The organism is Roseomonas sp. TS2 (genome assembly GCF_058833935.1).
The window spans coordinates 1-26,916 of the sequence record NZ_JCACVY010000041.1; the positions used below are offsets into that span (position 1 = coordinate 1).

The following is a 26,916-nucleotide window of genomic DNA, read 5'->3' on the forward strand; positions in this document are numbered from 1 at the left end:
TCGTGACGAAGGCGCCGCCGCGCGAGGCGCGACGCCATAAGGGTTTGTTCACCATCGCCGCGCCACAAGGCCGGATGCACCGTCGCGCCGGAGTTCACGATGGATGACCAGACCAGCATCGCGCCCGTCAGCCCCAGCCCCGCGGAGGCCGCCGACGGGCTGGGCGCCGCCCTGCGCGCCGCCCTGCAGGAGGAGATGGGGCCGCTCTTCAAGGAGCTGCGCGTCTTCGTCGACCGGCGCATCGCCGAGCTGAGCGCCGAGGTCGCCGCCACCTCCGACATGGCCGACATGGCGGAGGAGAAGATCTCGCAGAAGCTGGGGCTGGTGCACGAGCAGATCGCCAAGCTCGTCGCCATTCCCGCCGCCAGCACCCGCAACAGCGGGCTGGAGCTGGAGGCGGTGGTGCAGGCCACCGAGACGGCGGCCAACACCATCATGGAGGCCACCGAGGCCATCCAGAGCTGGATCAGCAGCGGCCAGAAGGACCAGGCCTCGATCGAGGCGCTGTCCGCCCGGGTGAACTCGATCTTCGAGGCGTGCAGCTTCCAGGACATCACCGGCCAGCGCATCCGCCGCGCCATCCAGCATCTGCAGCAGGTGGAGACCATGCTGGAGCAGATCGTGCCCGGCGTCAGCGCCGCGACCGTCGCGATGGTGCCGCAGGTGAAGGTGCAGGCGCAGATGCGCACCACCAGCGATGCCGCCCAGGCCACGCCCGACCTGTCGCAGGACGCGATCGATGCGCTGCTGAACGGCGCCGGCGCCGCGCCGGCCGCCGCGCCGATGTCGCAGGCGGAGATCGACGCGCTGCTGAACGGCTGAGGCGGAAGGGGGCAGGTGCCGGGGGGTGGCCCCACTTTGGGCCGGCGGGCTGCGGTTCAGCCCGCCCCATATTCAGCCGGCCCCCTATCAGCCGGCCCCATATTCAGCCGGCGCCGATTTCAGCCGGCGCCGTTGCGGCGGGCCCGGCTCAGTCCAGCCGCGCGCCGGAGACGCGGACCACTTCCTTCCACTTGGCGTTCTCCTGCTGGATGAAGGCGCTGAACGCCTCCGGCCCGAGCGGCCGCGGCTCGCTGCCGATGTCGCGCAGCCGGGTCAGCACCGCCGGCTCCTTCAGGATCTCCGCCACATGGCCGGAGATGCGCTCCAGGATCGGGCGCGGCGTGCGGGCCGGCGCCTGCAGGCCGAACCAGGCCTCGGCCTCGAAGCCCTCCACGCCCAGCTCGGCCACCGTCGGCACGTCCGGCAGGGCGAACCAGCGCGCCTTGCTCGTCACCGCGAGCGCCCGCAGCCGGCCCTCGTTGATGTGCGGCAGGTAGGGGGGCAGGTTGTCGATCGCCATGTCGATGCGCCCGGCCAGCAGGTCCGGGATCACCGTGGCGCTGCCGCGGTAGGGCACGTGGATGATGTCGGTGCCGGTGCGGCTCTTCAGCAGCTCGCCGCACATGTGGCCGGAGGTGCCGTTGCCCGGCGTGCCGTAGGTCAGGGTGCCCTTCTGCGCCTTGGCCTTCTCCAGCAGGTCCTTGAACGTCTTGAGCGGGCTGTCGGCCGGCACGGTGACGACGTTGGCCAGCGAGTTCACCAGCGCCAGCTCGGTCAGCGCCGAGACCTGGTAGGGCATGTTGGAGTAGAGGAACTGGTTGATGCTGGCGGTGCCGATGGTGCACATCAGCAGGGTGTGGCCGTCCGGGTCGGCCTTGGCCACCATGTCGGAGCCCAGCATGCCGCCGGCGCCCGGGCGGTTGTCCACCACCACCGGCTGGCCCAGCATGGCCGAGAGGCGCTCCGCCACCACGCGCGCCGTCACATCCGTGGCGCCGCCGCCGGGGAAGGGCACCACCAGCCGGACCGCGCGGTTGGGGAAGGTGGTCTGGGCACGCAGCAGGCCGGGCCTGGCGAGCAGGGGAGCGGCGAGCAGGCCGGAACCGGCCAGGACGAGGCGGCGAGACAGCGTCATTGCGCATCCTTCGAGAACGTTTGCAGGCCCAGCTAGACCAGCGGGGGCGGCGTTGCAACCCGCAGGGGAGCCGCCGGTTGCCGGAACCGGGGCGGGCCGGAGCCTCCCCGGCCCGCCCCGGTTCATGCCAGATCCCGCGCAGAGGAGCCCGCGCCCGGAGGGCACCGCGCTCCGCGGGGTTCGGGATCAGTCCACCTTGGCGCCGGAGCGGCGCACCACCTCGGCCCATTTCTTCACCTCGGCGGCGACGAAGGTCTCGTAGGCCTCGGGGCTGGTGCCGCCGCCGGGGATCAGGTCGGGCTTCATGCCGCCGAGATCGGCGAGCTTGGCCCAGGTCTCCGGCTCGCCCACCACCGCGTTGATCTCGGCGCCGAGCTTCTGGACGATGGGCTTCGGCGTGCGCGCCGGCGCCTGCACGCCGAACCAGCCGGTGGCCTCCACGCCGGGGTAGCCGGCCTCGGCGGTGGTCGGCACGTCGGGCAGGGCGGCGCTGCGGGTGGCGGTGGTGACGGCGAGCGCGCGCAGCCGCCCGTCGCGGATATGGCCGATGGCGGAGGGCAAATTGTCCACGCCCACCTCGATGCGGCCGGCCATGATCTCGGCCAGCATGGGGCCCGCGCCGCGGAAGGGCACATGCGTCATCTGGATGCCCGCTTCCAGCTTCAGCAGCTCGCCCGTCATGTGCAGCGAGGTGCCGGCGCCGGAGGAGCCGTGGTTGAGCTGGCCGGGCTTGGACTTCGCCAGCGCCACCAGCTCGGCCAGCGTCTTCACCGGCAGGTTGTTGGTGACGAAGATGACGTTGGGCACGCGGATCAGCAGCCCGACATTGGCGAGGTCGGACGGCTTGTAGGGGATCTGCCCCTCGTACAGCGCGTAGTTGATGGCGCCGGAGGAGACGGTCTGCATCAGGATGGTGTAGCCGTCCGGATCCGCCTTGGCGACGACGTCGGAGCCGATGTTGCCGCCGGCGCCGGCGCGGTTCTCCACCGGGAAGGGCTGGCCGAGGCGCTGCTGCAGCCGCGCCGCCAGGATGCGCGCCGCGATGTCCGTGGTGCCGGCGGGGACGAAGGGCACGATCAGCCGCACCGGGCGGTTCGGCCAGTTCCCGGCATCCTGCGCGGCGGCGTGGCGGGGCAAGGCGGCGAGCGGCAGGCTGGCGGCGCCCAGGGCGGTGCCCAGCAGGGCGCGGCGGTGCATGTGCGGCATGATCGTCTCCTCGCGGTGGCCGGCATCCCGTGCGCCGGCCTTGTCCGCCCTCGTTCATGTCGCATTCCGATCGGCCGGGGCAAGCCCTTGCGGCGCAGCCCCGGCCCGTTTGCGCGCTCAGCGCGCGGCGCGCACCTCGGTGGCCAGGGTCTGCTCGTCCACGCGCGGCACGTAGGTGAGGCCGCGGCGCAGGCCCCACACGCTCTTCTGCGTGTGCAGCGGGATCAGCGCCACGTCCTCCATGGCCAGCGTCATCGCCTGGCGGTGCAGCCGCTCGCGCGCGCCCTCGTCGAGCGTGGCGAGGCCCTCGGCCGTCAGCCGGTCCATCTCCGGGTTGCTGTAGCGGCCGTAGTTGGACAGGCCGAGCCCGCTCTCCGGCGTGCGGGTGCCGAGGATGGCGCGCAGCGAGGTGGAGGGCTCGCCCAGGCTGTTGCTCCAGCCGAGCAGGTAGGCCGAGGCCTCGGAGCGGTTCAGCCGGCCGATCAGTGTGGCCAGGGGCTGCGCGTCCACCTGCGTCTTCACGCCGATGCGCGTCCACATCTGCGCCACCACCTGCAGGATCTGCGCGTCGTTCACGTAGCGGTCGTTCGGGCCGCGCAGGGTGACGCTGAAGCCCTTCGGGTAGCCGGCCTCGGCCAGCAGGGTGCGGGCGCGGTTCACGTCATAGGCCGGCACGGGGATGGCGGGCTCGTGGCCGAAGGCGCCCGGCGGCATGAACTGCCCCGCCGGCACGGCGGCCCCCTCCATCACCCGCTGCACGATGGCGGGGCGGTTGATGGCGATGGAGAGCGCCTCGCGCACGCGCCTGTCCTGCAGCGGGTTGCGCTCCAGCTTCTCGCCCTCCGGCCCGGTGATGTCGGGCGAGACGGCGCGGAACACGTCGAGGCCGAGGAAGATCAGCCGCAGGCTGGTGCCCTCCACCACCGAGACGCGGTTGTCGGCGCGCAGCTTGGCGATGTCGGGCGTCGGCACGTTGTCGATCATCGCCACGTCGCCCGAGAGCAGGGCGGCGACGCGCGGGCCGGAATTGGTGATGATGCGGTAGTCCACCTTCTCCCACTCGGGCCTGGCGCCCCAGTAGGCGTCGTTGCGCACCATCTCCACCCGGTCGTTCGGCGCGTAGCGGACGAAGCGGAAGGGCCCGGTGCCCACCGCCACATCGGCGCTGTTGAAGGCGGCGGAGGCGACGCCCTCGCCCAGGCTGCGCGGGATGATGAAGATCTGCGACAGGTCGTTCGGCAGCAGCGGGTAGGGCTTGGCGGTCTTCAGCCGGACGGTGCGGTCATCGACCACCTCCACGCCGGTGATGGCGCGGGTGTAGACGGCGAAGGAGCTCGGGCTCTGCACCGTCGGCACGCGCCGGATGGAGAAGGCCACGTCCTCGGCGGTGAGGGGCGCGCCGTTGTGGAACTTCACCCCCGGCCGCAGCGTGAACTCCCAGGTGGTGTCGTCCACCAGCTTCCAGGATTCCGCCAGGCTGGGGCGGATGCGGGCGTTCTCGTCGCGCTGCGTCAGCGCCTCGAACATGTGCGCCGAGAGCATGATGCTCGGCGTCAGCGTGTAGTAGTGCGGGTCGATGCTGGCGGGCGGCGCGGAGACGCCCATGCTCAGCGTCTGCGCGCCGGCCGGGGCGAGGGCGGCGGCGCCGAGCAGCGCGGTGGCGCCCATCAGGACGGCCTTGGGCAGGGTGGCGCGGATGGCGCGGGAAAGGCGGTTCATGCGCGGTTCTCCTCGGCGCCGCCGAGCTCCTGCTGCACCAGGCTCGCCCAGTAGGCGGCGCCGAGCGCCAGGATGTCGTCGTTGAAGTCGTATTGCGGCGTGTGGACGTTGTGGAAGCTGCCATCGGCGTTGACGCCGTTGCCGATGCGCATGAACACGCCCGGCTTCTCCTGCAGCATGAAGGCGAAGTCCTCGCCCCCCGTGCTCATCGGGAACTCGCCGACCTGCGCCTCGCCCACCAGCGCCGCGGCGGCGGCATTGGCCACCGGCACCTTCTCCGGCGTGTTGACGGTGGGCGGGCAGAGCGCCTCGTAGGTGAACTCGGCGGTGCAGCCATGGGCGGCGGCGAGCGTCTCGGCCAGCGCCTGGAGGCGGGCCTTGATGACGGCCTGCGCCTCGGGGCGGAAGTAGCGCGCCGTGCCGCGCACCGTCACCTTGGCCGGCATCACGTTGGGCGAGCCGAAGGTGCCGCCATTGACATGGCCGACGGAGAGCGCGGCGCTCTCGGTGGGCTTCAGGTTGCGCGGCAGGATGGTGTGCACGGCGAGCAGGAAGTGGCCCAGCACCACCGTCACGTCGGTGGCCAGGTGCGGCGCGGCGCCGCCATGCCCGCCCGTGCCCTGGAAGGTGACGCCCCAGAAATCGGCGCCGGCCAGGATCGGGCCGGGGCGCGTCGCGAACTGGCCGACCGGCATGCCCGGCGTGTTGTGCATGCCATAGACGGCATCGACCGGGAAGCGCTCGAACAGCCCGTCGCGGATCATCGCGGGGGCGCCGGTGCCGGCCTCCTCGGCGGGCTGGAAGATGAAGTGCACGGTGCCGGCGAAGTCCGGCTTCCGCGCCAGGTACTTCGCCGCGCCGAGCAGCATGGTGGTGTGGCCGTCATGGCCGCAGGCATGCATCTTGCCGGGAACGGTGGAGGCATGGGCGAAGCTGTTCTCCTCCTGGATGAACAGCGCGTCCATGTCGGCGCGCAGGCCGATGGCGCGGGGCTGGTTGCTGCCGGCCGCGCGGCCGCCGCGCAGCGTGCCGACGACGCCCGTGCCGCCGATCCCCTCGGTGACCTCGATGCCCCATTCGCGCAGCTTGGCGGCCACCAGGGCGGCGGTGCGGTGCTCCTCGAAGCGGGTCTCCGGGTGGCGGTGGATGTCGCGGCGGATCTCGGTCAGTTCCGGCTCGTAGGCCTTGATGTCGTTCAGGACGTCCTGCCGCATCGGTTCGCTCCCTCCCTGGGGTCTGTGCGCGTGGGCTGCGTGTGGGGGCAGGCAAACTGCGGCCCGGCCCGGCGGCGGTCAACCATCGGCGGGCGGGGGGCGGGCATTCTGTGGACGATTGTCCAGCATGATGGAAGAATGGTTTCCCTCCCCAACCGGATGCGCCCGACCATGCCCGAGATCCGCCCCGAGATACGCGACGCCACCGAGGCAGACCTGCCCGCCATCCTGGCCATCCTGAACCAGGCCATCCGCGAGACCACCGCCATCTGGCACACCGCCGAGGCGACGCTGGAGGCGCGGCTGGCCTGGCTGCGGGAGCGGCAGGGGCGTGGCCTGCCGGTGCTGGTGGCGGTCGATGGCGGGGTGGTGCGCGGCTTCGCCAGCTATGGCGATTTCCGCCCCTTCGCCGGCTACGCGGCCACGGTGGAGCACTCGGTCTATGTGGACCCGGCGGCGCAGGGGAAGGGGATCGGCCGCGCGCTGCTGGAGGCGCTGGTGGCGCACGCCCAAGGAGCGGGGCTGCATGTGATGGTGGGCGCCATCGAGGCCGGCAACGCCGCCTCCGTCGCCCTGCACCGCAAGGCGGGGTTCGAGGAGGCTGGCGTGCTGCGCGAGGTCGGCCGCAAGTTCGACCGCTGGCTCGACCTGCTGTTCATGACGCGGCGGCTGTAGGCCCGCCGCGCGCGGCCTTTCAGCCTGCCGCTCGGCCCGCTGGCCGGATGGCGGCCTCGGCCTGCCGGCCGAGATGCTCGGCCAGCCCCTCGGGCAGCTTCAGCCGGTGCGCCAGCGCCGCCAGGTAGGCGCGCTCGGCCGGCTCGTCCGGGTCCATGGCGAGGCAGGAGACGAGGTAGATCTCCGCCGCCTGCTCCGGCGTGCGCGCCGCGGCGGCCACCTCGCTGACGCCGATGGGGGTGTCGAGCGTGTCGAAGACGAAGGCCTTGGCCTCGGCGTCCAGCCCGGCCTTCTCCACCTGCTCGAAGATGCGCGCGCGCTCCTCGGCATCGATATGGCCATCGGCGCGGGCGGCGCCGATCATGGCGCGGATCAGCGACAGCTCGAAGGCCTCGCCCCCCGCCGCCGGCGCCGCGCCGGGCAGGAAGCGCGGCTCCACCGCCTCGACGTCGCGCGCCGTCACGGTGGGGGCGGCCTGCGGCGCCTGCCCAGCCTGCCAGTTCTGCCAGGCGCGGTGCGCCAGGGCGCCCAGCACCGCGGCGCCGCCATGGCTCAGCAGCCCGCCGCCGCCGCCGCGCTTGCCGGATTTCTTGCCGAGCATGGTGCCGAGCAGCCCGCCGGCGGCGGTGATGCCCGCCAGCCCGCCCAGGCTGCCACCCAGTCCGCTGCCACCCAGTCCGCTGCCACCCAGCCCGCTGCCGCCCGATGCCCCGCCGCGGCCGAGGATCTGCTGCGCGGCCTGCGCCAGCCCGCCGGCCAGCCCGCCGCCGCCGGAGGCATTGCCGGCGGGGGGCGGCGCGCCCCAGGGCGAGGTACCTGAGGGCGAGGTACCTGAGGGCGAGGCACCTGAGGGCGAGGCACCCGAGGGGGAGCCGGGAGGGCGCTGGCCCTGCTGGCCGGACAGGCCGGCACCCAGGAAGCGGTCGAGGAGAGCCTTGGCGTCGATCATGCCCTGCATGTCGGGATGCGCCGGGGCGCGCGCAAGATGACACGCCGTTCATGTGCCGCCGGGGGGCGCGCCCTCAGTCGGCCGGGCCCGGCGGCAGGTCGGGGTAGATGTCGCGGTAGGCGTGCCAGGTGGCGTGGCCGATCAGCGGCAGGGCGACGACGAGGCCGAGGAAGAAGGGCACCAGCGCCAGCCCGATGAACAGCACGATCAGCCCGGCCCACAGCGCCATGGCGCGCCAGTTCTCCATCACCCCCCGCCAGGAGGCGATGACGGCCTCGATGGCGGAGATGTCGCGCGCCACCAGCATCGGCACGGAGAGGGCGGAGATGCCGAAGGCCAGCGCCGCCAGCAGGAAGCCCATCCCCGTGCCGGCGATGAGGAAGGGCAGCAGCCGCTCGGAGCCGAGCAGCGCCAGCGGCAGCCGCTCCAGCGAGGGGGAGAAGCCGGTGCCGAAGCAGAGGGCGAAGAGCAGCCCCGCCAGCCGCACCCAGAACAGGTGCAGCAGCAGCAGCACGCCGCCCATCATCGCCAGTTGCCCGCCATTGCGGCGGAAGCCGTCCAGCGCCTGCGGCCAGCCGCTGCCGAGCCCCACGGCGCGGCGGCGGGAGACCTCGTAGAGCCCGGCGGCCAGCAGCGGCGCCACCAGGAAGAAGCCGGCGGTGGCGGGCAGGATGGCCCAGAGCGTGTGCGTCCGCTGCGCCAGCAGGGCCAGGGCCCAGCCGGCCAGGGTGAGCGCCGCGCCGTAGGAGAGGCCGAGCAGCGGCGCCGCCCAGAGGTCGTTCCAGCCCGCGGCCAGCCAGGCCCAGGGGCGGTCGTGCGGCACGGCGCGCGGCGCCGGGATGGCCTGCGGCGTGGCGATGGCGTGCGTCTGCGGCATCGGCGGGGTCCCTGTGCTGCGAATGGTGTGCTGCGAATGGTGTGCTGCGGGTGGGGTGCTGGGGGCGGTGTTGCGGCGGCACCATAGCGGCGGATGCGGCGCGCGGGGTTGATGCGGATCAAGGACGCGCGAGCGGCGGGGGCGCTACCTGCCGCCTGATCCCGCGCGGGCCCCGGAGGCCGGCGCGGCCGCACCGGGGGCGGCCTCCCCCGCAGACGACCGGAGATTTCAGCCATGCCCGAAGGAGGCCACGCCGCGCGCCTCGCCGCAGTGAGCGGCAGCTGGCGGCAGGAGAGCTATGTGGACGGCCCGATCCGGGCCATGGCGGTGGCCACGCTGTTCTGGGGCATCGTGGGCTTCCTGGTCGGCGTGGTGGTGGCCTCGCAGCTGGCCTTCCCGCTGCTGAACCTCGACCTCGAATGGACCACCTTCGGCCGGCTGCGGCCGGTGCACACCAGCGCCGTCATCTTCGCCTTCGGCGGCAACGCGCTGCTCTGCACCAGCCTCTACGTGGTGCAGCGCACCTGCCGCGCCCGGCTGTTCGGCGGCGAGGAGATGGGCTGGTTCCTGTTCTGGGGCTACCAGTTCTTCATCGTCATGGCGGCGCTCGGCTACGTGCTGGGCGTGACCCAGGGCAAGGAATACGCCGAGCCCGAATGGTATGTGGACCTGTGGCTGACGGTGGTGTGGGTGTCCTACCTGGTCGCCTTCGGCGGCACCATCCTCCGGCGCGAGGAGCCGCACATCTACGTGGCCAACTGGTTCTTCCTCGCCTTCATCATCACCGTGGCGATGCTGCACATCGGCAACAACATCGCGCTGCCGCTCAGCCTCGGCCACGTGAAGTCCTACGGTGCCGCCTCGGGCGTGCAGGACGCGATGATCCAGTGGTGGTACGGCCACAACGCGGTGGGCTTCTTCCTCACCGCCGGCTTCCTCGGCATCATGTACTACTTCATCCCGAAGCAGGCGGACCGGCCGGTCTATTCCTACCGGCTGTCGATCATCCACTTCTGGTCGCTGATCTTCCTCTACATCTGGGCGGGCCCGCACCACCTGCACTACACCGCGCTGCCGGACTGGGCGCAGACCCTCGGCATGGTGTTCTCCGTCATGCTGTGGATGCCCTCCTGGGGCGGCATGATCAACGGGCTGATGACCCTCTCCGGCGCCTGGGACAAGCTGCGCACCGATCCGGGCCTGCGCTTCTCGGTCGCCGCCGTCGGCTTCTACGCCATGGCCACCTTCGAGGGGCCGGTGATGTCGATCAAGGCGGTGAACGCGCTCTCCCACTACACCGACTGGACGATCGGCCACGTGCATTCGGGCGCGCTCGGCTGGAACGGCTTCATCACCTTCGGCGCGCTGTACTGGCTGGTGCCGCGCCTGTGGGGAAAAACCGAGCTGTACTCGAAGAAGCTGGCCGAGTGGCACTTCTGGATCGCGACCCTCGGCATCGTCCTCTACATCACCGCCATGTGGGTGTCGGGCATCATGCAGGGGCTGATGTGGCGCTCCTACGACGAGCTGGGCTTCCTCCAGTACTCCTTCGTCGAGACCGTCGCGGCGATGCACCCCTACTACGTCATCCGCATGCTGGGCGGCGTGCTCTACCTCAGCGGCGCGCTGCTGATGGCCTACAACCTGTGGCGCACCGTGCGCGACGTGCCGCAGACCCAGCCGCTCGTCACCCCCGTCTTCCCCGCCGCCTCCCCCGCCGAATAAGGAACTGGCAGCAATGTTCCGTCGTCTCAGCCATGCGCTGGTCGAGAAGAACCTGATCCTGATGGGGGTGCTCACCCTCATCACGGTCTCGATCGGCGGCCTGGTGCAGATCGTCCCGCTCTTCGCGGTGGAGACCACCATCGAGCGCGTGGAGGGCATCCGCCCCTACACGCCGCTCGAGCTGATGGGCCGCGACATCTATGTGCGCGAGGGCTGCTACACCTGCCACAGCCAGATGGTGCGCCCCTTCCGCGACGAGCTGGAGCGCTATGGCCACTACAGCCTCGCCGCCGAGAGCCTCTACGACCATCCGTTCCAGTGGGGCAGCAAGCGCACGGGGCCGGACCTCGCCCGTGTCGGCGGCCGCTACTCGGATGACTGGCACGCGGCGCACCTGCGCAGCCCGCGCGCCGTGGTGCCGGAGAGCGTGATGCCGCCCTACGCCTTCCTCGACCGCCGGCTCGACTACCGCGACATCGCCGACAACCTGCGCGGCCAGCGCGCCGTCGGCGTGCCCTACACCGACGCGATGATCGCCAACGCGAAGGCCGACCTCGAGGCGCAGGCGAAGCCGGACCAGGACCCTGCCGGCTTCCAGGGCCGCTACGCCCGCGCGCGCCAGGGCGCCTTCGACGGCAATGGCCGCGACATCACCGAGATGGACGCGGTGGTGGCCTATCTGCAGATGCTCGGCACGCTGGTGACGTTCAGCGAAGTCACGCCCGAGCGCGTGCGGCAGCAGTGAGCGGGGAGGGGGCGATGCTCGCGATCTACCCGCTGCTGAAGGCCGCCTGGGTGGTGTGGTTCTTCCTGCTGTTCGGCTTCATCCTCGCCTGGGTGCTGCGGCCGGGCCGGCGCCACGCCTACCAGGCGCTGGCCGACATTCCCCTGCGCGACGAGGCGCCGCGCGCGCGGCGCCCGAACCGGAGCATCTGACGATGCCGACCAAGATCGAGAAGGACGCCGTCAGCGGCCGGGACACCACCGGCCATGAGTGGGACGGCATCAAGGAACTCAACACGCCGCTGCCGAAGTGGTGGATCTACACCTTCTACGCCACCATCGTCTTCGCGCTGGTGTGGGTGGTGCTCTACCCGGCGCTGCCGATCCGCGGCGCCACCGGCTTCACCGGCTGGACGGCGCGCGGCGCCATCGTCGACGAGATGGTGGAGCGCGCCAACCAGCAGGCGCCGATGCTGAACGCGCTGCGCGGGGCGACGCCGCAGCAGATCGTGGCGGATGCCGACCTGCGCAACTTCGCCCTCGCCGGCGGGCGCGTGGCCTTCGCCAACAACTGCGCCGGCTGCCATGGCGCGGGCGGGCAGGGCGCGCCGGGCGGCTTCCCGAGCCTCGCCGACGATGACTGGATCTGGGGCGGCAAGCTGGACCAGATCCGCGACACCATCCGCCACGGCGTCCGCAACACCGAGGACGAGGCGGCGCGCGCCACCATGATGCCGCGCTTCCTGGCCGACGGGCTGCTGAAGCCGGCGCAGGTGAACGACGTGGCCGAGCATGTGCTGGGCCTCTCCGGCCGCGCCACCGACCCGGCGGCCGCCGGGCGCGGCGCTGCCCTCTTCGCCGAGAACTGCGCCAGCTGCCATGGCGAGCGCGGCCTCGGCAACCGCGAGATGGGCGCGCCCAACCTGGCCGACCAGGTGTGGCTCTATGGCGGCGACAAGGCGGCGGTGGTGCACAGCATCGCCTATGCCCGCGCCGGCGTGATGCCCTCCTGGAGCACGCGGCTCGACCCGGCGGTGGTGAACATGCTCGCCGTCTATGTCCACGCCCTCGGCGGCGGCGAGGCGGAGTAGCGCGCCATGGGCCGGATCGACCCCGCCGACAGGACCGCCCCGCCGCCGGAGCCCTCGCTCTACGCCAGCCGGCAGAAGGTCTATCCGCGCGCCGTGCAGGGGCGGGTGCGGCGGGCGAAATGGGCGATCCTGGCCCTCTGCCTCGCGCTCTACTACCTGGTGCCCTGGCTGCGCTGGGAGCGCGGCCCGGGGATGCCGGACCAGGCGGTGCTGGCCGACATCGCCAATGCCCGCCTGTTCCTGTTCTGGATCGAGATCTGGCCGCAGGAGATCTACTTCCTCACCGGGCTGCTGGTACTGGGCGCCATCGGGCTGTTCGCCGCCACCTCGCTGTTCGGCCGCGTCTGGTGCGGCTTCACCTGCCCGCAGACGGTCTGGACCGACCTGTTCATGTGGGTGGAGCGGAAGATCGAGGGCGACCGCAACGCCCGCATGAAGCTGGACGCGGCGCCCTGGAGCCGCGCCAAGCTGGCGCGCAAGGCGGCGAAGCACGCCGCCTGGCTGGCCATCGCCGCGGCCACGGGCGGCGCCTGGATCATGTACTTCCAGGACGCGCCGACGGTGACGCGCGAGATCCTCACCGGCGGCGCCAGCCTCGAGACCTACTTCTTCTTCGGCCTGTTCACCGCCACCACCTACGTGCTGGCCGGCTGGGCGCGCGAGCAGGTCTGCACCTACATGTGCCCCTGGCCGCGCTTCCAGGCGGCGATGCTGGACGAGAACTCGCTCGTCGTCACCTACCGCGCCTGGCGCGGCGAGCCGCGCGGCAAGGCCAAGGCCGAGGGCATCGGCGACTGCGTCGACTGCCGCGCCTGCGTGCATGTCTGCCCCACCGGCATCGACATCCGCGACGGGCAGCAGCTCGAATGCATCGGCTGCGGCCTGTGCATCGACGCCTGCGACGACGTGATGCGCAAACTGGGCCGCCCCAATGGCCTCGTCGCCTTTGAGACGCTGGCCAACCTCGCCGCCAGCGAGGCCGCCACCACGGGCCTGGCACCCGGCCCGGTGCGGCAGGTCTGCGGCATGAAGGCGCGCCAGCCGGTGCGCTTCTCCCGCCCGCGCACCTGGATGTATGCCGGCGTGCTGGGCGCCGTGGCGCTGGTGATGCTGGGCGCCTTCCTGCTGCGCGACACCGCGACGCTGACCGTGCTGCGCGACCGCGCGCCGCTCTATGTCCGCCTCTCCGACGGCGCCCTGCGCAACGGCTACACGCTGAAGCTGGCCAACCGCCGGCGCGGCGAGGCGGCGCTGGCCCTGGCGCTGGACGCGCCGCAGGGCTTCCGCCTGGTGGTGCAGGACAGCGAGACGGACGCCGCCGGCCGCCCGCTGCTGGCGCTGCGGCCGGACGGGGTGACGCAGTGGCGCGCCCTGGTCACCGCGCCCGCGGGCCTGCGGCTGGCGGAGAGCACGCCGGTGCGCTTCCGCCTGCTGGATGCGGAGGGCCGCACCGTGCTGTCCGAGCGCAGCGTCTTCCTCGGCCCGAAGTAAGGGAGTTTCCGCCATGGATGGCTCGACCGCCGCCGCCGCCCCGCTCCCCCGGCCCCGCCGCAGCGGCTGGATTCCCTGGGTGTTCGTGGGCGGCATGGCGCTGGTGATCGCGGTGAACGGCATGCTGATCTGGGCGGCGCTGTCCAGCTTCACCGGCGTCACCGTGGGCCGCGCCTATGACCGCGGCCTCGCCTACAATGACGTGCTGGCCGAGAGCGCCCGGCAGCGGGCGCTGGGCTGGCGCGCCACGCTGCGGCTGGAGGAGGGGGTGCTCGCCCTCGCCGCCGAGGATGCGGCGGGCCGCCCCGTGGCCGGCACGGTGCAGGGCCTGCTGCTGCGCCCGCTGAGCGGCGAGACGGTGCCGCTCAACTTCGCCGCCGCCGCGCCGGGCCACTTCCTCGCCGAGGCGAATCCGCCATGGCCGGGGCAGTGGGAGGCGCGGCTGGTGCTGACCGGCCCGGGCGGCCGGCAGTTCGACATCCGCCAGAGGATCGTGGTGAGGAGCGCCGCGCCATGACCGCGCTGCTGGCCGAGGCGGCGCCCCGGGGTGCCGCCGCCTGCGCCCATTGCGGCGCGCCCCTGCCGGAGGGGGCGGCGCGCTTCTGCTGCGCGGGCTGCGCGGGCGCGCACGCGCTGGTCTCCGGCCTCGGCCTCGATGCCTTCTACCGCCGGCAGGAGACCGCCGCCGGCACGCTGCGCCCGGCGGAGGCCCCGCCCGAGACGGATTTCGCCGCCCTCGCCCTGCCCGGGCGCGGCGGCACCCACACGCTGGAGCTGATGGTCTCCGGCCTCACCTGCGGCGCCTGCGTCTGGCTGCTGGAGCAGGCGCTGGCGCAGGAGCCGGACGTGCTGCGCGCCCGCGCCAGCCTCTCGGCCCGCCGGCTCACCCTGGAATGGCGGGGCGGGGCGGCGCGCGCCAACGCGCTGGTGGCGCTGATCGCCCGGCTCGGCTTCCGCGCCGCGCCCTGGTCCCCCGCCTGCCTGCGCGCCACCGAGGATGCCGAGGGGCGGGCGCTGCTGCGCGCGCTCGGCATCGCCGCCTTCGGCATGATGAACGTCATGCTGGTCTCGGTGGCGGTCTGGGCCGGCACCGACATGGGCGAGGCCACGCGCCACCTGATGCACTGGCTGGCGGCGCTCATCGGCCTGCCGGTGGTGCTGGTGGCGGGCATGCCCTTCTACCGCTCCGCCTGGCGCTCGGTGCGGGCGGGGCGGCCGAACATGGACCTCGCCGTCTCGCTCGGCATCCTCGCCACCACGGCGATGAGCCTCTCCGAGACGCTGCGCAACGGCGACTACACCTGGTTCGACGGTGCCACCGCCCTGCTGGCGCTGCTGCTGGCGGGCCGGGTGCTGGACCGCGCCGCGCGCCGCCGCGCCCGCCAGGCGGTGGCCGAGCTGCTGGCGCTGCAGGAGGGCACGGTGCAGCGGCTCTGCTCGTCGGGGGTGGCGGAGTCCTGCCCCGCCGCCGCCATCCGCGCCGGCGACCGCATCCTGCTGGCGCGCGGCGAGCGGCTGCGGCTGGACGGGGTGGTGGATAGCCCCGAGGCGCTGGTCGACACCGCCGCCACCTCCGGCGAGAGCCTGCCGCGCCTGCTGCGCCGGGGCGAGGCCCTGGCCGCCGGCGCGGTGAATCTCGGCGACCCCTTCGTGCTGCGCGTCACCGCCGCGCTGGCCGACGGCTCGCTCGCCGCCATGGCGCGGCTGCTGGAGCGGGCGGAGCAGGCGCGCGGCCGCTTCGTCTCCATCGCCGACAAGGCGGCGCGCTTCTACGTGCCGGCGGCGCATGCGGTGGCGCTGGCCACCTTCCTCGGCTGGTGGCTGTGGGTGGGCGTCTCCTGGCAGGCGGCGCTGGTGCCGGCCGTCGCCGCGTTGATCATCACCTGCCCCTGCGGCCTCGCCATCGCCGTGCCGGCGGTGCAGGTGGCGGCGAGCGGCGCGCTGTTCCGCCGCGGCGTGCTGGTGGCCTCGGCCACCGCGCTGGAGCGGCTGGCCGGCGCCGGCCATGTGGTGCTCGACAAGACCGGCACGCTGACCGAAGGCCGCCCCGTGCTGCTGGAGGAGCCGGGCCGGCCCCCCTCGGCGCTGCGCGAGGCGGCGGCGCTGGCGCGGGCCTCGCGCCACCCGCTGGCGCGCGCCCTGGTGGCGGCCTGCCCCGATGCGCCCCCCGCGCCGGAGGGCGTGGTGGAGGTGCCGGGCCAGGGCCTCCGCCTCGCCGGTGTGCAGGGGGGCGGGCCGGAGGGCGAGACGCGCCTCGGCAGCGCCCCCTTCATCGGCCTGCCGCAGGAGGATGAGGGGCTGACGCTGTGGCTGGCGCGCCCCGGCCTCTCCCCCGTGCCCTTCCGCTTCGCCGACCGGCTGCGGGAGGATGCCGCCCCCGCCGTGGCGGCGCTGCGGGAGCTGGGGCTGGAGGCCGAGCTGCTCTCGGGCGACGCGCCGCCGGCGGTGGAGGCCGCCGCCCACGCCGCCGGCATCGGGCCGTGGCAGGCGCGCGCCACGCCGGAGGGCAAGGCGGAGCGCATCGCCGCGCTGAGCGTGGCCGGGCACCGGCCGCTGATGGTGGGGGATGGCATCAACGACGCCGCCGCCCTGGCGCTGGCGCATGTCTCGGCCACGCCGCAGGGCGCCACCGACCTGGCGCAGGGCGCGGCCGACCTGGTGCTGCGCGGGGAAGGGCTGGGGGCGCTGCCCTACGCCATCCGCGTGGCGCGGCGGGCGCAGCGCCTGGCGCGGCAGAATATCGCCTTCAGCTTGATCTACAACATGGTCGCGGTGCCCTGCGCGGTGCTGGGATACGCCACGCCGCTGATCGCGGCGCTGGTGATGGCCTCCTCCTCCATCATCGTCATCCTCAATGCGCTGCGCGCCGGGAAGGTGAAGGCATGAGTGCCCTGCTGCTGCTGGTGCCGCTGGCGCTGTTCCTGGGCGGCCTCGCCCTGCTGCTGTTCCTCTGGACGCTGCGCGCCCGCCAGTATGACGATTTGGACGGCGCCGCCGCCCGCATCCTCTACGACGACCTGCCCTCCAAGCCGCGAGACCCCCGATGAGCCCCACCCGCATCTTCTTCCTGCTGTTCTCGGCGCTGATCGCCCTCACCGGCCTGCTGGCCGCCGGCGCCTCGGTGGACGGGCCGCTGACCCTGTTCGGCCTCGGCCTGTTCCTGTTCGGGGTGTTCTTCGCCCTGTTCCTGGTCAAGCGCACCTATGACGAGGCGGAAGATCTGGGCTGAGGCGCGCGGCTTCCCGGCCGCCACCGCCGGCCGGGACACGGCGGGAGAAGGGGGACCTTCGAGAAGCCCCCCGCGGCCATGCCCCTGTGGCATGGCCGCCTCCCTTCCCGCAGGGCGGCGCGGCAGCGGCCTTCACCCCATATCAACCCATTAGCCGTTGACGCGCTGCGCCCGCGCCCTCATGGTCCGGCGCCCTTTTTCCACCAGCTTCTGGGAATGGATTTCCGATGCCTGCGATCACGCTGCCCGACCAGTCCGTCCGCGTCTTCGACGAGGCGGTGACGGGCACCACCGTGGCCGCCGCCATCGGGCCCGGCCTCGCCAAGGCGGCGCTGGCCATGCAGGTCGATGGCGTGCTGCGCGACCTCTCCCACCGCATCGAGTCCGACGCCGCCGTGCGCTTCATCACGCGGCGCGACCCCGAGGCGCTCGAGATGATCCGTCACGATGCCGCGCATGTGCTGGCCGAAGCCGTCCAGGAGCTCTACCCCGGCACGCAGGTGACGATCGGCCCCGCCATCGAGGGCGGCTTCTACTACGACTTCGCCCGCAACGAGCCCTTCACGCCCGAGGACTTCCCGGCGATCGAGGCGAAGATGCGGGAGATCATCTCGCGGAACGCCGCCTTCGTGCGCGAGGAATGGCCGCGCGAGGAGGCGATCGCCTTCTTCGAGGCCAAGGGCGAGCGCTACAAGGCCGAGCTGATCCGCGACCTGCCGGTGGAGGTGCCGATCAGCATCTACCGCCAGGGCGAGTGGCTCGACCTCTGCCGCGGCCCGCACATGCGGAGCACGGGCGATATCGGCTCCGCCTTCAAGCTGATGAAGGTGGCCGGCGCCTACTGGCGGGGCGACCACCGCAACGCCATGCTCAGCCGCATCTACGCCACCGCCTGGCGCGACCAGAAGGAGCTGGACGCCCACCTGCACCAGCTGGAGGAAGCCGAGCGCCGCGACCACCGCAAGATCGGCAAGGAGATGGGCCTGTTCCACCTCCAGGAGGAGGCGGTGGGCAGCATCTTCTGGCACCCCAAGGGCTGGCGCCTCTACAGCCGGGTGCAGGACTACATGCGCCGCCGGCTGGACGCCGCCCTCTACCAGGAGGTGCGCACGCCGCAGCTGGTGGACCGCAAGCTGTGGGAGGCCTCCGGCCACTGGGAGAAGTTCCGCGAGAACATGTTCCTGGCGACCGTGGACGACGAGTCCGAGAAGGACCGCCTGCTGGCGCTGAAGCCGATGAACTGCCCCTGCCACGTGCAGATCTTCAACCAGGGCCTCCGCTCCTACCGCGAGCTGCCGCTGCGCATGGCCGAGTTCGGCGCCTGCCACCGCTACGAGCCCTCCGGCGCGCTGCACGGCATCATGCGCGTCCGCAGCTTCGTGCAGGACGACGCGCACATCTTCTGCTCGGAGGACCAGATCGCCGGCGAGACGGTGGAGTTCGTCGCGCTGCTCTCGGCGATCTACCGGGATTTCGGCTTCGAGAGCTTCCGCGTGAAGTTCTCCGACCGGCCGGAGAAGCGCGCCGGCGACGACGCCACCTGGGACCGCGCCGAGGGCGCGCTGAAGCAGGCCTGCGCCACCGCCGGGGTGGAGTACGAGCTGAACCCGGGGGAGGGCGCCTTCTACGGCCCGAAGCTGGAATTCGTCCTGCGCGACGCCATCGGCCGCGACTGGCAGTGCGGCACGCTGCAGGTGGATTTCGTGCTGCCCGAGCGGCTCGACGCCCAGTATGTGGGGGAGGATGGCAACCGCCACCGCCCCGTCATGCTGCACCGCGCCATCCTCGGCTCCTTCGAGCGCTTCCTCGGCATCCTGATCGAGGAGCATGCCGGGCGCTTCCCGCTCTGGCTGGCGCCCGTCCAGGTGGCGGTCGCCACCATCGTGGACGAGGCGGCGCCCTTCGCCCGCCAGGTGGCCGCCGCGCTGCAGAAGGCCGGGCTTGCGGTGGAGCTCGATCTGCGCAATGAAAAGATCAACCGCAAGGTCGTCGACCATATCGACCAGCGCGTGCCCGTGCTGGCCGTGATCGGCCGGCGCGAGGCGGAGGAGGGCAAGGTGGTGCTGCGCCGCCTGCCCGGGCGCGAGCAGGTGACGCTGACGCTGCAGGAGGCCGTGGCCACCCTTGCGGCGGAGGCAACGCCTCCCGATCTGAAAGAGCAGGCAATGGTTGCAGCAGCGTGACTGCTGCACCATAAGACTCACCCAAAGCGTTTCAACAGCGACAGGAGCCGACTCTGGCCCGAGGCCCTATTCCGAACCAATTGCCCGCCCGCGACGGACCGCGTGTGAACGAGGATATCCGCGTTCCGCAGGTGCGCCTGATCGACCAGGACGGCGAGATGCTCGGCGTGATGAGCGCGCGCGAAGCCCTGCTGCGCGCCTATGAGCTGGGCATGGATCTCCTGGAGATCAGCCCCAACGCCGTGCCGCCGGTCTGCAAGATCACCGACTACGGCAAGTACAAGTACGAGCAGCAGAAGAAGGCCAACGAGGCCCGCAAGAAGCAGAAGATCGTCGAGATCAAGGAAATCAAGGTTCGCCCGAACATTGATGACCATGATTACGACGTGAAGATGCGCGCGGCCAAGTCCTTCATCGAGGAAGGCGACAAGGTGAAGGTCACCCTGCGCTTCCGTGGCCGCGAGATGGCCCACCAGGACCTGGGCGTGAAGGTTCTGGAGCGCATCCGCACCGAGCTGGCCGAGCTGGCCAAGGTCGAGCAGATGCCGCGCCTCGAGAACCGCCAGATGATCATGGTGCTGGCGCCGCGCTGAGCGGCCCGCGCCTCATCCGAGCCGCCGGCCTTGTGCCGTCGCGAAGGCCCAGGGACATCGCCCCTGGGCTTTTTTTTTGCGCCCGGCCTTCCTCGTGCCACCGTCAGCGGCGCGGGAAGCGCAGATCCAGCCCGCGCGCGCGCCAGCCGGCCTCGATCATCGCCTTGTCGATCAGCCCGGAGGGGTCGGCCTTGCGCGGCGCGGTGGCCAGGCCCGGCGCCCGCTCCCGCCGCCAGACGCCGAGCAGGCGGCGCAGCTCCACCAGCGGCTCCGGATGGTCGTCCACCCGCAGGTCGATGTCGGGGAAGTCCTCCGTCGTCACCAGCTTCATGGCGGCCGATTGCCGGCCGCGCCGGTCGCCGCCCGCGGCCTCGCCGGCATCCAGCGCCAGCACCAGCCGCTCGGGCAGCAGCAGCCCGGTGCCGGCGCGGAAGGTGGCCGCCGTCTCCCCCACCACGGCGGGGTTGGCCAGCATGTTGCCGGCCACGCTGAAGCCGGGGCCGGATTGCGAGCCGGCCCATTCCACGCAGCTCTCGCCGGTCCAGGCGGCGGTGCGGCCCTGGCGGTCCACGGCGTGGATCTGGCGCAGCGCGCGGCCGTCGTCGCCGGCCAGCGCGCCCTCGATGGCGGCGGCGGGGGAGAGGCCGCGCGCCATGCCGTCCAGCACCGCCGGGCCGAGGTAGCGGTTGGTGAAGGACTGGGTCGAGACCGCGCCCACCCCCGCCCGCACATAGGGGCAGGAGGCACCGACCGCGAAGGCGCAGGTGGTGACGGCCACGGCGAAGGCGCCGGTTGCGGGATCGTGCGCCACGATCGACCAGGTCATTGGAGTTGTCGTCCCGTTGGAAAGTTCGCTTCCCAGCGTGGCGGCGGGCCCGCCGCCGATCAAGGGGCGGCCCGGCACCATATCGGTGCCGCAACCCTGCCGCGCCGCGCAAGAGCCTTGCCTCGGCGGTGCGGTTGTGGTGGAAGCCGGCATGGCCGACCTCTCCTCCCACGACCGCATCCTCATCCTCGATTTCGGCAGCCAGGTGACGCAGCTGATCGCGCGCCGGGTGCGGGAATCGGGCGTCTATTGCGAGATCTGGCCGTTCACGGCCGATGCCGCGCGCATCCAGGGCTTCGCGCCGAAGGGGATCATCCTCTCGGGCGGCCCGGCCAGCACCGTGGACGAGGGCAGCCCGCGCGCGCCGCAGGTGGTGTTCGAGATGGACATCCCCGTGCTCGGCATCTGCTACGGCCAGCAGACCATGTGCATGCAGCTCGGCGGGCTGGTCGAGAAGAGCGACCACCAGGAATACGGCCGCGCCTATGTCGAGGTGCAGGAGGATTGCGCGCTGACCCGGGGCCTCTGGTCCCCCGGCGCGCGCGAGCAGGTGTGGATGAGCCATGGCGACCGCGTGGCGCGGCTGCCGGAGGGGTTCCGCATCGTCGCCACCAGCCCCGGCGCGCCCTATGCCATGGTGGCCGATGACAGCCGCCACTTCTACGGCATCCAGTTCCACCCCGAGGTGGTGCACACGCCGCACGGCACCCAGCTGCTGCGCAACTTCACCCACGAGGTGTGCGGCTGCCAGGGCGACTGGACCATGGCCGCCTTCCGCGCCGAGGCCATCGCCCGCATCCGCGCCCAGGTGGGGGACGGCAAGGTGGTGTGCGGCCTCTCGGGCGGCGTCGATTCCTCCGTCGCCGCCGTGCTGATCCACGAGGCGATCGGCGACCAGCTCACCTGCATCTATGTCGACCACGGCGTGATGCGCGCCGGCGAGACCGAGCAGGTGGTGCAGACCTTCCGCGACCGCTTCAACATCAAGCTGGTGCACCGCGACGCCTCCGACCTGTTCCTCGGCCAGCTTGCCGGCGTCACCGACCCCGAGTTGAAGCGCAAGACCATCGGCCGGCTGTTCATCGAGGTGTTCGAGGAGGAGCAGGAGAAGATCGGCGGCGCCGATTTCCTGGCCCAGGGCACGCTCTACCCGGACGTGATCGAGAGCGTCTCGGCCACCGGCGGCCCCTCCGTCACCATCAAGTCGCACCACAATGTGGGCGGCCTGCCGGAGGACATGCGGATGCGGCTGGTCGAGCCGCTGCGCGACCTGTTCAAGGACGAGGTGCGCGCGCTCGGCCGGGAGCTGGGCATGCCGGAGGAGATCGTCGGCCGCCACCCCTTCCCGGGGCCGGGGCTCGCCATCCGCATCCCCGGCGAGGTGACGCGCGAGAAGGTGCAGATCCTGCAGAAGGCGGACAGCATCTACCTGGAGGAGATCCGCGCCGCCGGGCTGTACGACGCCATCTGGCAGGCCTTCACCGTGCTGCTGCCGGTGCGCACCGTGGGCGTGATGGGCGACGGCCGCACCTATGACAGCGCCTGCGCGCTGCGCGCTGTGACCAGCACGGACGGCATGACGGCCGATGTCTACCCCTTCACCATGGAGTTCCTGACGCGGGTGGCGGGGCGCATCGTCAACGAGGTGCGCGGCATCAACCGCGTCACCTACGACATCACCAGCAAGCCCCCCGGCACCATCGAGTGGGAGTGAGCGGCGCGGGGGCCTGAGCCCCCCGCCCGCAGCTCAGCCGCCCCCGGCCAGCGCCTGCAGCAGGATGTCCCGCGCGAAGGCGACGCGCGGGTGCCGCAGCGCCGCCCGCGCCCAGACGAGGTAGAACTGGTTGCGCGGCACCTCCCGCGGCGCCGGGATCTCGGCCAGGCTGCCATCCCCGCGCTGCTCCCGCGTCAGGTAGCCGGGCAGCACGGACCAGCCGATGCCGGCGCAGAGGCTGGCGCGCAGCACCCGCAGGTCCGGCACCGTCACCGCCGGCAGCCGCTCCAGCACGATGTCGTTCGCCTCGAGCCAGCTGCGCAGCAGCGGGCGGTCGAGGTCGTAGGCGAGGTGGGGCACCGCCGCCAGCCCCTCGCGCAGCGTCGCCGCGGCGGCGATCCGCGCGGCGATGGCGGGCGCCGCCACGGCGCGCAGGTTCTCCTCGCCCACCCCCTGGCAGGCGAGGCGCGGATCCTCGGGCAGCGAGGCCGTCAGCCCGAGATGGACGCGGCCATCGAGCAGCATCTCGTACAGCGCCGCGCGGCCGCCGATATGCAGCCGCAGGTCCAGCCCGGCCTCCACCAGCGGCCCGAGGCGCGGCGCGACATGCTCGCCCAGATAGTCGGAGGGTGCTGCGATGTGGACGGTGCCCGACAGCCGCGCCGAGCGGGCGCGCGCCGTGGCCAGCGCCGCCTCCGCCGTGTCCAGGCTGTTCCCAAGCGCGGCGGCGAGGTCGTCGGCGATCGCGGTCGGCTGCACGCCGCGCGGGCGCCGCTCGAACAGCCGGTGCGAGAGCTGCGCCTCCAGCGACGCCACGTGCTGCGACACCGCCGGCTGGCTCAGGCCGAGGGCGCGCGCCGCGCCGCTGAGCGAGCGGCGCCGGTAGACCTCGATGAAGGTGCGCAGCTGTGGCAGCGACATCGGGTTGCCATAAATGGATTTATGGCGGCTCGCCAGTTTCCTGGGATTTGCTGATGCCCGGCCTGCCCCATCTGGACGGCACGGACAGGACGCGGCCGGCGCGCCGGCCGCGCCGGCACACCTCCCCGACAACAGGAGACCGAGCGATGCCCCGCATCCTCATCGTGACCACCTCGGCCGACCGCATGACCCCCGGCACGGAGCCCACCGGCCTCTGGCTGGAGGAGCTGACCACCCCCTACTACGCCTTCCACGACGCCGGCGCCGCGGTGACCCTGGCCTCGGTCGCGGGCGGCGCGGTGCCGGTCGATGCCCGCAGCCTCGCCGCCGAGGGGGAGGAGGAGGCGTCGGTCCGGCGCTACCGGCAGGACCCGGCGCTGCAGGCGGCGGTGGCTGCCACGCCGTGCTTCACCGAGATCGACCCCACGGGCTACGACGCGCTGTTCCTGCCCGGCGGGCACGGCACGATGTTCGACTATCCGGGCAGCGCGGCGCTGGCCGCGCTGGTCGAGCGCTTCGACCGCGAGGGGCGGGTCGTCGCCGCGGTCTGCCACGGCCCGGCGGGGCTGGTTTCCGCCCGCAAGCCGGACGGCACCCCCTTCGTCGCCGGCCGCCGGATCGCCGCCTTCACCGACAGCGAGGAGCGCGCGGTCGGCCTCGACCAGGCGGTTCCCTTCCTGCTGGAGAGCCGGCTGAAGGCGCTGGGCGCCCGGCACGAGGCGGGGCCGGACTTCCAGCCCTTCGCGCTGCGCGACGGCCGGCTGGTGACCGGCCAGAACCCGGCCTCGGCGGCGCCGACCGCGGCGCTGGTGATGGAGGCGCTCGGCGTGGCGGGCGCTGCGCCGCAGGCCTTGTGAGCCGCTGCGCCTGCGGACCGGCGCCGCGCCCGTGCCGCTGACGCGGTGAGGGCGGGGCGGCGCCTTAGCGGCGGGCGGTGGGGCGCCGGGCCAGCTGGTCCAGCGCGTCCGCGTTCTCCCGCCCCCAGGCATAGAGCAGCTCGACCGGCGCCACGCAGCGCCGCCCCAGCGCTGTCAGCCGGTATTCCACCGCCGGGGGCACGCTGCCCTGCACGTGGCGGGTGAGCAGCCCGCTCGCCTCCATCTCGCGCAGCGTCTGGGTCAGCATCTTCTTCGAGATGCCGGGCAGGCTGCGCAGCAGCACGCCGGTGCGCGCGGTGCCCTGGTGGCGGGCGTGCAGCGTGTGCAGCACCATGCTCGTCCACTTGGTGGCGAACAGCGCCAGCACGCGGCGCGGCGCGCAATCCTCCCGCCATTCCGCTTCGGGGCTGCCTTGGTCCATCGGTGGTTACCTCGTGGTGACTATGTCCCAGATTGGTGCCGTCTGGACGCGCCTCAAGCCACCGCCCAGGTGAGGGGCGCATTTGGACCGGAGGCAGGACATGGCAGGCACGGCGCTGGTGGTCGGGGCGAGCGGCATCGTCGGCAACGCGGTGGCGGAACGGCTGCTGGAGGAGGGGTGGACGGTGCATGGCCTGTCCCGCCGCCCCGGCAGCGGCCCGGGCGGCATCCGTCCCGTCGCCGCGGATCTGCGCGACGCGGCGGGCACGGCGGCGGCGCTGTCCGGGCTGCGGCCGGAGGCGGTGTTCATCACCACCTGGCTGCGGCAGGCCACCGAGGCGGAGAACATCCGCGTCAACGCCGCCATGGTGCGCAACCTGCTGGACGCGCTGCGGCCGGGCGGCGCCACCCGGCATGTCGCGCTGGTCACCGGCCTCAAGCACTATCTCGGCCCGTTCGAATCCTACGGCAAGGGCGTGCTGCCCGAGACCCCGTTCCGCGAGGAGCAGGCGCGGCTCGATGTCGAGAACTTCTACTACGCGCAGGAGGACGAGGTCTTCGCCGCCGCCGCGCGGGACGGCTTCTCCTGGAGCGTGCACCGGCCGCACACCATCATCGGCATGGCGGTGGGCAACGCCATGAACATGGGCACCACCCTCGCCGCCTACGCCACGCTCTGCCGCGAGACGGGGCGGCCCTTCCGCTTTCCCGGCTCGGCCGCGCAGTGGAACGGCCTGACCGACATGACCGACGCCCGGCTGCTGGCCCGCCACCTGCTCTGGGCGGCGACCACCCCGGCGGCGCGCGACCTGGCCTTCAACGTGGTCAATGGCGACGTGTTCCGCTGGCGCTGGATGTGGGGGCGCATCGCCGGCTGGTTCGGGCTGGAACCGGCGCCCTTCGACGGCACGGTGCATCCGCTGGAGCGGCAGATGGCGGAGGATGCCGGGACCTGGCGGGCGCTGGCCGGGCGGCACGGCCTGGCCGAGCCGGATCTCGGCCGGCTCGCCTCCCCCTGGCACACCGACGCCGATCTGGGCCGGCCGATCGAGGTGGTCACCGACATGTCCCGCAGCCGCCGCCTCGGCTTCCTCGACCAGCAGCCGACGGAGGATGCCTTCCTGGACCTGTTCGCGCGGCTGCGCGCGGCACGGCTGATCCCCTGAGGGGCTCGCGCGCGAAGGCGCGCCTTGTAGGCCCGCGCGCGAAGGCGCGCCTTGTAGGCCCGCGCGCGGAGGCGCGCCTTGTAGGCCCGCGCGCGGAGGCGCGCCTTTGCAGGCCCGCGCGCGAAGGCGCGGCTTGGTAGGCCCGCGCGCGAAGGCGCGGCTTGGCAGGTCCGCGCGCGAAGGCGCGGCTTGGCAGGGTTTTGCGGAGGCGCGGCCTGGTGGAGAGCCCGGCGGGGGCCGCGCCTTTTTGAAGCCGGCCGCGCCACCGCTCCGCCACCGCCGGCGTTTCCTTCCGCGAGGGCCGAGGCCCGCAGCAGGAGGAAGCGCCGGCCATGACCCCAGCCAGAACCCCGCGCCATCGCGCGGCCCTGTCAGGGGCGGGGCGCTTCCTGCCGCTGGCGCTGCTGCTGCCGCTGGCCGCCTGCGGCGGCGGCGCCACCCTGCCGGAAGCCGCCGGCTACGGGCCGAGCCCGCAACTGCCCGAGCCGCGCCAGGGCCTGCTGCCCACGGTGAAGGTGGCCAAGGCCACTGGCTGGCCGGAGGGCGCCATGCCCACCCCCGCGCCGGGCTTCCGCGTGCAGCCCTTCGCCCGCGGGCTCGACCATCCGCGCTGGCTCTACGAGCTGCCGAATGGCGACATCCTGGTGGCCGAGAGCAACGCGCCGCCCAAGCCCGAGGGCATGGGCGGCGGCCTCCGCGCCTGGGTGCAGGGCCTCATCATGCGCCGCGCCGGCGCCCGCACGCCCAGCGCCAACCGCATCACCCTGCTGCGCGACGCCGATGGCGACGGCCGCGCCGAGACCCGCACGGCCTTCCTGGAGGGGCTGAACTCCCCCTTCGGCATGGCGCTGGTGGGCAGCGACCTCTACGTGGCCAATGCCGACGCGGTGCTGCGCTTCCCCTACGCGCCGGGCGCCACCCGCATCGACGCGCCGGGCGAGAGGCTCTCCGAGCTGCCCGCGGGGCGCAACCACCACTGGACCAAGAGCCTGGTGGCCAGCCCGGATGGCGGCCGGCTCTATGTCGGCGTCGGCTCCAACTCCAACGTGGCCGAGCACGGACTGGAGGAGGAGCGGGACCGCGCCGCCATCCTGGAGATCGACCGCGCCACGGGGGCGCGGCGCGTCTTCGCCTCCGGCCTGCGCAACCCGGTGGGGCTGGCCTGGAATCCGCAGAGTGGCGCGCTCTGGGCGGCGGTGAACGAGCGCGACGAGATCGGCGACGACCTGGTGCCGGACTACATGACCGCCCTGCGGCCGGGCGGCTTCTATGGCTGGCCCTACAGCTATTTCGGCCCGAATGTCGATGCGCGCGTCGCGCCGCAGCGGCCGGATCTGGTGGCGCGGGCCATCGCGCCGG

At 72.8% G+C, this 26,916-nt stretch carries 26 protein-coding genes; 17 read left to right on the top strand and 9 right to left on the bottom strand.

Features of this window, described 5'->3' with window-relative positions:
- Positions 1–99: 99 nt before the first annotated feature.
- Complete coding sequence (locus tag ACZJYS_RS09275; protein ID WP_493177400.1) at positions 100–822, top strand: hypothetical protein; 723 nt, start codon at positions 100–102, stop codon at positions 820–822.
- A gap of 148 nt (positions 823–970) precedes the next feature.
- On the opposite strand, the gene ACZJYS_RS09280 is transcribed toward ACZJYS_RS09275, so the two are convergent.
- The 4 genes from ACZJYS_RS09280 to ACZJYS_RS09295 form a co-directional block, all read right to left on the bottom strand.
- The gene (locus tag ACZJYS_RS09280) at positions 971–1,957 is read right to left on the bottom strand and encodes a Bug family tripartite tricarboxylate transporter substrate binding protein (RefSeq protein ID WP_109516447.1); all 987 of its coding nucleotides are present in this window, start codon (positions 1,955–1,957) and stop codon (positions 971–973) included.
- A gap of 186 nt (positions 1,958–2,143) precedes the next feature.
- Positions 2,144–3,163 carry a Bug family tripartite tricarboxylate transporter substrate binding protein gene (locus ACZJYS_RS09285; RefSeq protein WP_493177402.1) on the bottom strand — a complete coding sequence of 340 codons (1,020 nt, stop codon included), beginning with the start codon at positions 3,161–3,163 and terminating at the stop codon, positions 2,144–2,146.
- Between the two features lie 117 nt (positions 3,164–3,280).
- Positions 3,281–4,882 carry an ABC transporter substrate-binding protein gene (locus ACZJYS_RS09290; protein WP_493177405.1) on the bottom strand — a complete coding sequence of 534 codons (1,602 nt, stop codon included), beginning with the start codon at positions 4,880–4,882 and terminating at the stop codon, positions 3,281–3,283.
- Positions 4,879–6,096, bottom strand: coding sequence for a M20 aminoacylase family protein (locus tag ACZJYS_RS09295; RefSeq protein ID WP_109516450.1), 1,218 nt, complete (start codon positions 6,094–6,096; stop codon positions 4,879–4,881). Before ACZJYS_RS09295 ends, ACZJYS_RS09290 begins: the two co-directional genes overlap by 4 nt.
- Positions 6,097–6,234: 138 nt before the next feature.
- Here ACZJYS_RS09295 and ACZJYS_RS09300 point away from each other — a divergent pair, with 138 nt between their 5' ends.
- Complete coding sequence (locus ACZJYS_RS09300) at positions 6,235–6,771, top strand: GNAT family N-acetyltransferase (RefSeq protein ID WP_493177408.1); 537 nt, start codon at positions 6,235–6,237, stop codon at positions 6,769–6,771.
- A 19-nt stretch (positions 6,772–6,790) separates the two neighbouring features.
- On the opposite strand, the gene ACZJYS_RS09305 is transcribed toward ACZJYS_RS09300, so the two are convergent.
- On the bottom strand, positions 6,791–7,729 hold the full coding sequence (locus ACZJYS_RS09305; RefSeq protein WP_493177409.1) for a tellurite resistance TerB family protein: 939 nt from the start codon (positions 7,727–7,729) through the stop codon (positions 6,791–6,793).
- A gap of 64 nt (positions 7,730–7,793) precedes the next feature.
- On the bottom strand, positions 7,794–8,597 hold the full coding sequence (locus ACZJYS_RS09310) for a DUF2189 domain-containing protein (RefSeq protein WP_109516452.1): 804 nt from the start codon (positions 8,595–8,597) through the stop codon (positions 7,794–7,796).
- A 234-nt stretch (positions 8,598–8,831) separates the two neighbouring features.
- Here ACZJYS_RS09310 and ccoN point away from each other — a divergent pair, with 234 nt between their 5' ends.
- The 11 genes from ccoN (at position 8,832) to infC (ending at position 19,632) form a co-directional block, all read left to right on the top strand.
- A complete protein-coding gene (gene ccoN / locus ACZJYS_RS09315; RefSeq protein WP_109516453.1) occupies positions 8,832–10,322 on the top strand; it encodes a cytochrome-c oxidase, cbb3-type subunit I in 1,491 nt (496 codons plus the stop codon).
- Between the two features lie 13 nt (positions 10,323–10,335).
- The gene (gene ccoO, locus ACZJYS_RS09320) at positions 10,336–11,067 is read left to right on the top strand and encodes a cytochrome-c oxidase, cbb3-type subunit II (protein ID WP_493177412.1); all 732 of its coding nucleotides are present in this window, start codon (positions 10,336–10,338) and stop codon (positions 11,065–11,067) included.
- Positions 11,068–11,081: 14 nt separating this feature from the next.
- Positions 11,082–11,258 (top strand): cbb3-type cytochrome oxidase subunit 3, encoded by a 177-nt coding sequence (locus ACZJYS_RS09325; protein WP_109516455.1) that lies wholly within the window; start codon positions 11,082–11,084, stop codon positions 11,256–11,258.
- A 2-nt stretch (positions 11,259–11,260) separates the two neighbouring features.
- Positions 11,261–12,136 (top strand): cytochrome-c oxidase, cbb3-type subunit III, encoded by an 876-nt coding sequence (gene ccoP / locus ACZJYS_RS09330; RefSeq protein ID WP_493177415.1) that lies wholly within the window; start codon positions 11,261–11,263, stop codon positions 12,134–12,136.
- Positions 12,137–12,142: 6 nt separating this feature from the next.
- Positions 12,143–13,627 (top strand): cytochrome c oxidase accessory protein CcoG, encoded by a 1,485-nt coding sequence (gene ccoG, locus ACZJYS_RS09335; protein WP_493177417.1) that lies wholly within the window; start codon positions 12,143–12,145, stop codon positions 13,625–13,627.
- Positions 13,628–13,640: 13 nt separating this feature from the next.
- Positions 13,641–14,144 carry a FixH family protein gene (locus tag ACZJYS_RS09340; RefSeq protein ID WP_493177419.1) on the top strand — a complete coding sequence of 168 codons (504 nt, stop codon included), beginning with the start codon at positions 13,641–13,643 and terminating at the stop codon, positions 14,142–14,144.
- A complete protein-coding gene (locus ACZJYS_RS09345; RefSeq protein ID WP_493177421.1) occupies positions 14,141–16,513 on the top strand; it encodes a heavy metal translocating P-type ATPase in 2,373 nt (790 codons plus the stop codon). Before ACZJYS_RS09340 ends, ACZJYS_RS09345 begins: the two co-directional genes overlap by 4 nt.
- A complete protein-coding gene (gene ccoS / locus ACZJYS_RS09350; RefSeq protein WP_109516460.1) occupies positions 16,510–16,674 on the top strand; it encodes a cbb3-type cytochrome oxidase assembly protein CcoS in 165 nt (54 codons plus the stop codon). The genes ACZJYS_RS09345 and ccoS overlap by 4 nt, the downstream gene beginning before the upstream one ends.
- On the top strand, positions 16,671–16,856 hold the full coding sequence (locus ACZJYS_RS09355) for a hypothetical protein (RefSeq protein ID WP_109516461.1): 186 nt from the start codon (positions 16,671–16,673) through the stop codon (positions 16,854–16,856). The genes ccoS and ACZJYS_RS09355 overlap by 4 nt, the downstream gene beginning before the upstream one ends.
- 227 nt (positions 16,857–17,083) lie before the next feature.
- Positions 17,084–19,039, top strand: a complete 1,956-nt coding sequence (gene thrS / locus ACZJYS_RS09360) for a threonine--tRNA ligase (RefSeq protein WP_109516462.1) — start codon at positions 17,084–17,086, stop codon at positions 19,037–19,039.
- 80 nt (positions 19,040–19,119) lie between these two features.
- On the top strand, positions 19,120–19,632 hold the full coding sequence (gene infC / locus ACZJYS_RS09365) for a translation initiation factor IF-3 (protein ID WP_109516463.1): 513 nt from the start codon (positions 19,120–19,122) through the stop codon (positions 19,630–19,632).
- A gap of 103 nt (positions 19,633–19,735) precedes the next feature.
- On the opposite strand, the gene ACZJYS_RS09370 is transcribed toward infC, so the two are convergent.
- The gene (locus ACZJYS_RS09370) at positions 19,736–20,458 is read right to left on the bottom strand and encodes a DUF1028 domain-containing protein (protein WP_109516464.1); all 723 of its coding nucleotides are present in this window, start codon (positions 20,456–20,458) and stop codon (positions 19,736–19,738) included.
- 151 nt (positions 20,459–20,609) lie between these two features.
- Between ACZJYS_RS09370 and guaA the strand changes: the two genes are divergently transcribed.
- A complete protein-coding gene (gene guaA / locus ACZJYS_RS09375; RefSeq protein WP_493177427.1) occupies positions 20,610–22,172 on the top strand; it encodes a glutamine-hydrolyzing GMP synthase in 1,563 nt (520 codons plus the stop codon).
- A 33-nt stretch (positions 22,173–22,205) separates the two neighbouring features.
- On the opposite strand, the gene ACZJYS_RS09380 is transcribed toward guaA, so the two are convergent.
- A complete protein-coding gene (locus ACZJYS_RS09380) occupies positions 22,206–23,093 on the bottom strand; it encodes a LysR family transcriptional regulator (protein ID WP_493177428.1) in 888 nt (295 codons plus the stop codon).
- A 146-nt stretch (positions 23,094–23,239) separates the two neighbouring features.
- On the opposite strand from ACZJYS_RS09380, the gene ACZJYS_RS09385 reads away from it, so the two are divergent.
- Positions 23,240–23,950: a type 1 glutamine amidotransferase domain-containing protein gene (locus ACZJYS_RS09385; protein WP_493177430.1), complete on the top strand. Its 711-nt coding sequence runs from the start codon at positions 23,240–23,242 to the stop codon at positions 23,948–23,950.
- 64 nt (positions 23,951–24,014) lie between these two features.
- Here ACZJYS_RS09385 and ACZJYS_RS09390 read toward each other — a convergent pair whose 3' ends face one another.
- Positions 24,015–24,392: a winged helix-turn-helix transcriptional regulator gene (locus ACZJYS_RS09390; RefSeq protein WP_493177432.1), complete on the bottom strand. Its 378-nt coding sequence runs from the start codon at positions 24,390–24,392 to the stop codon at positions 24,015–24,017.
- A 100-nt stretch (positions 24,393–24,492) separates the two neighbouring features.
- Here ACZJYS_RS09390 and ACZJYS_RS09395 point away from each other — a divergent pair, with 100 nt between their 5' ends.
- Both ACZJYS_RS09395 and ACZJYS_RS09400 read left to right on the top strand, forming a co-directional pair.
- Positions 24,493–25,557 carry an SDR family oxidoreductase gene (locus ACZJYS_RS09395; protein ID WP_493177434.1) on the top strand — a complete coding sequence of 355 codons (1,065 nt, stop codon included), beginning with the start codon at positions 24,493–24,495 and terminating at the stop codon, positions 25,555–25,557.
- Positions 25,558–25,889: 332 nt separating this feature from the next.
- Positions 25,890–26,916 (top strand): PQQ-dependent sugar dehydrogenase (locus ACZJYS_RS09400; RefSeq protein WP_493177436.1); only part of this gene is annotated, 1,027 nt, incomplete at its 3' end.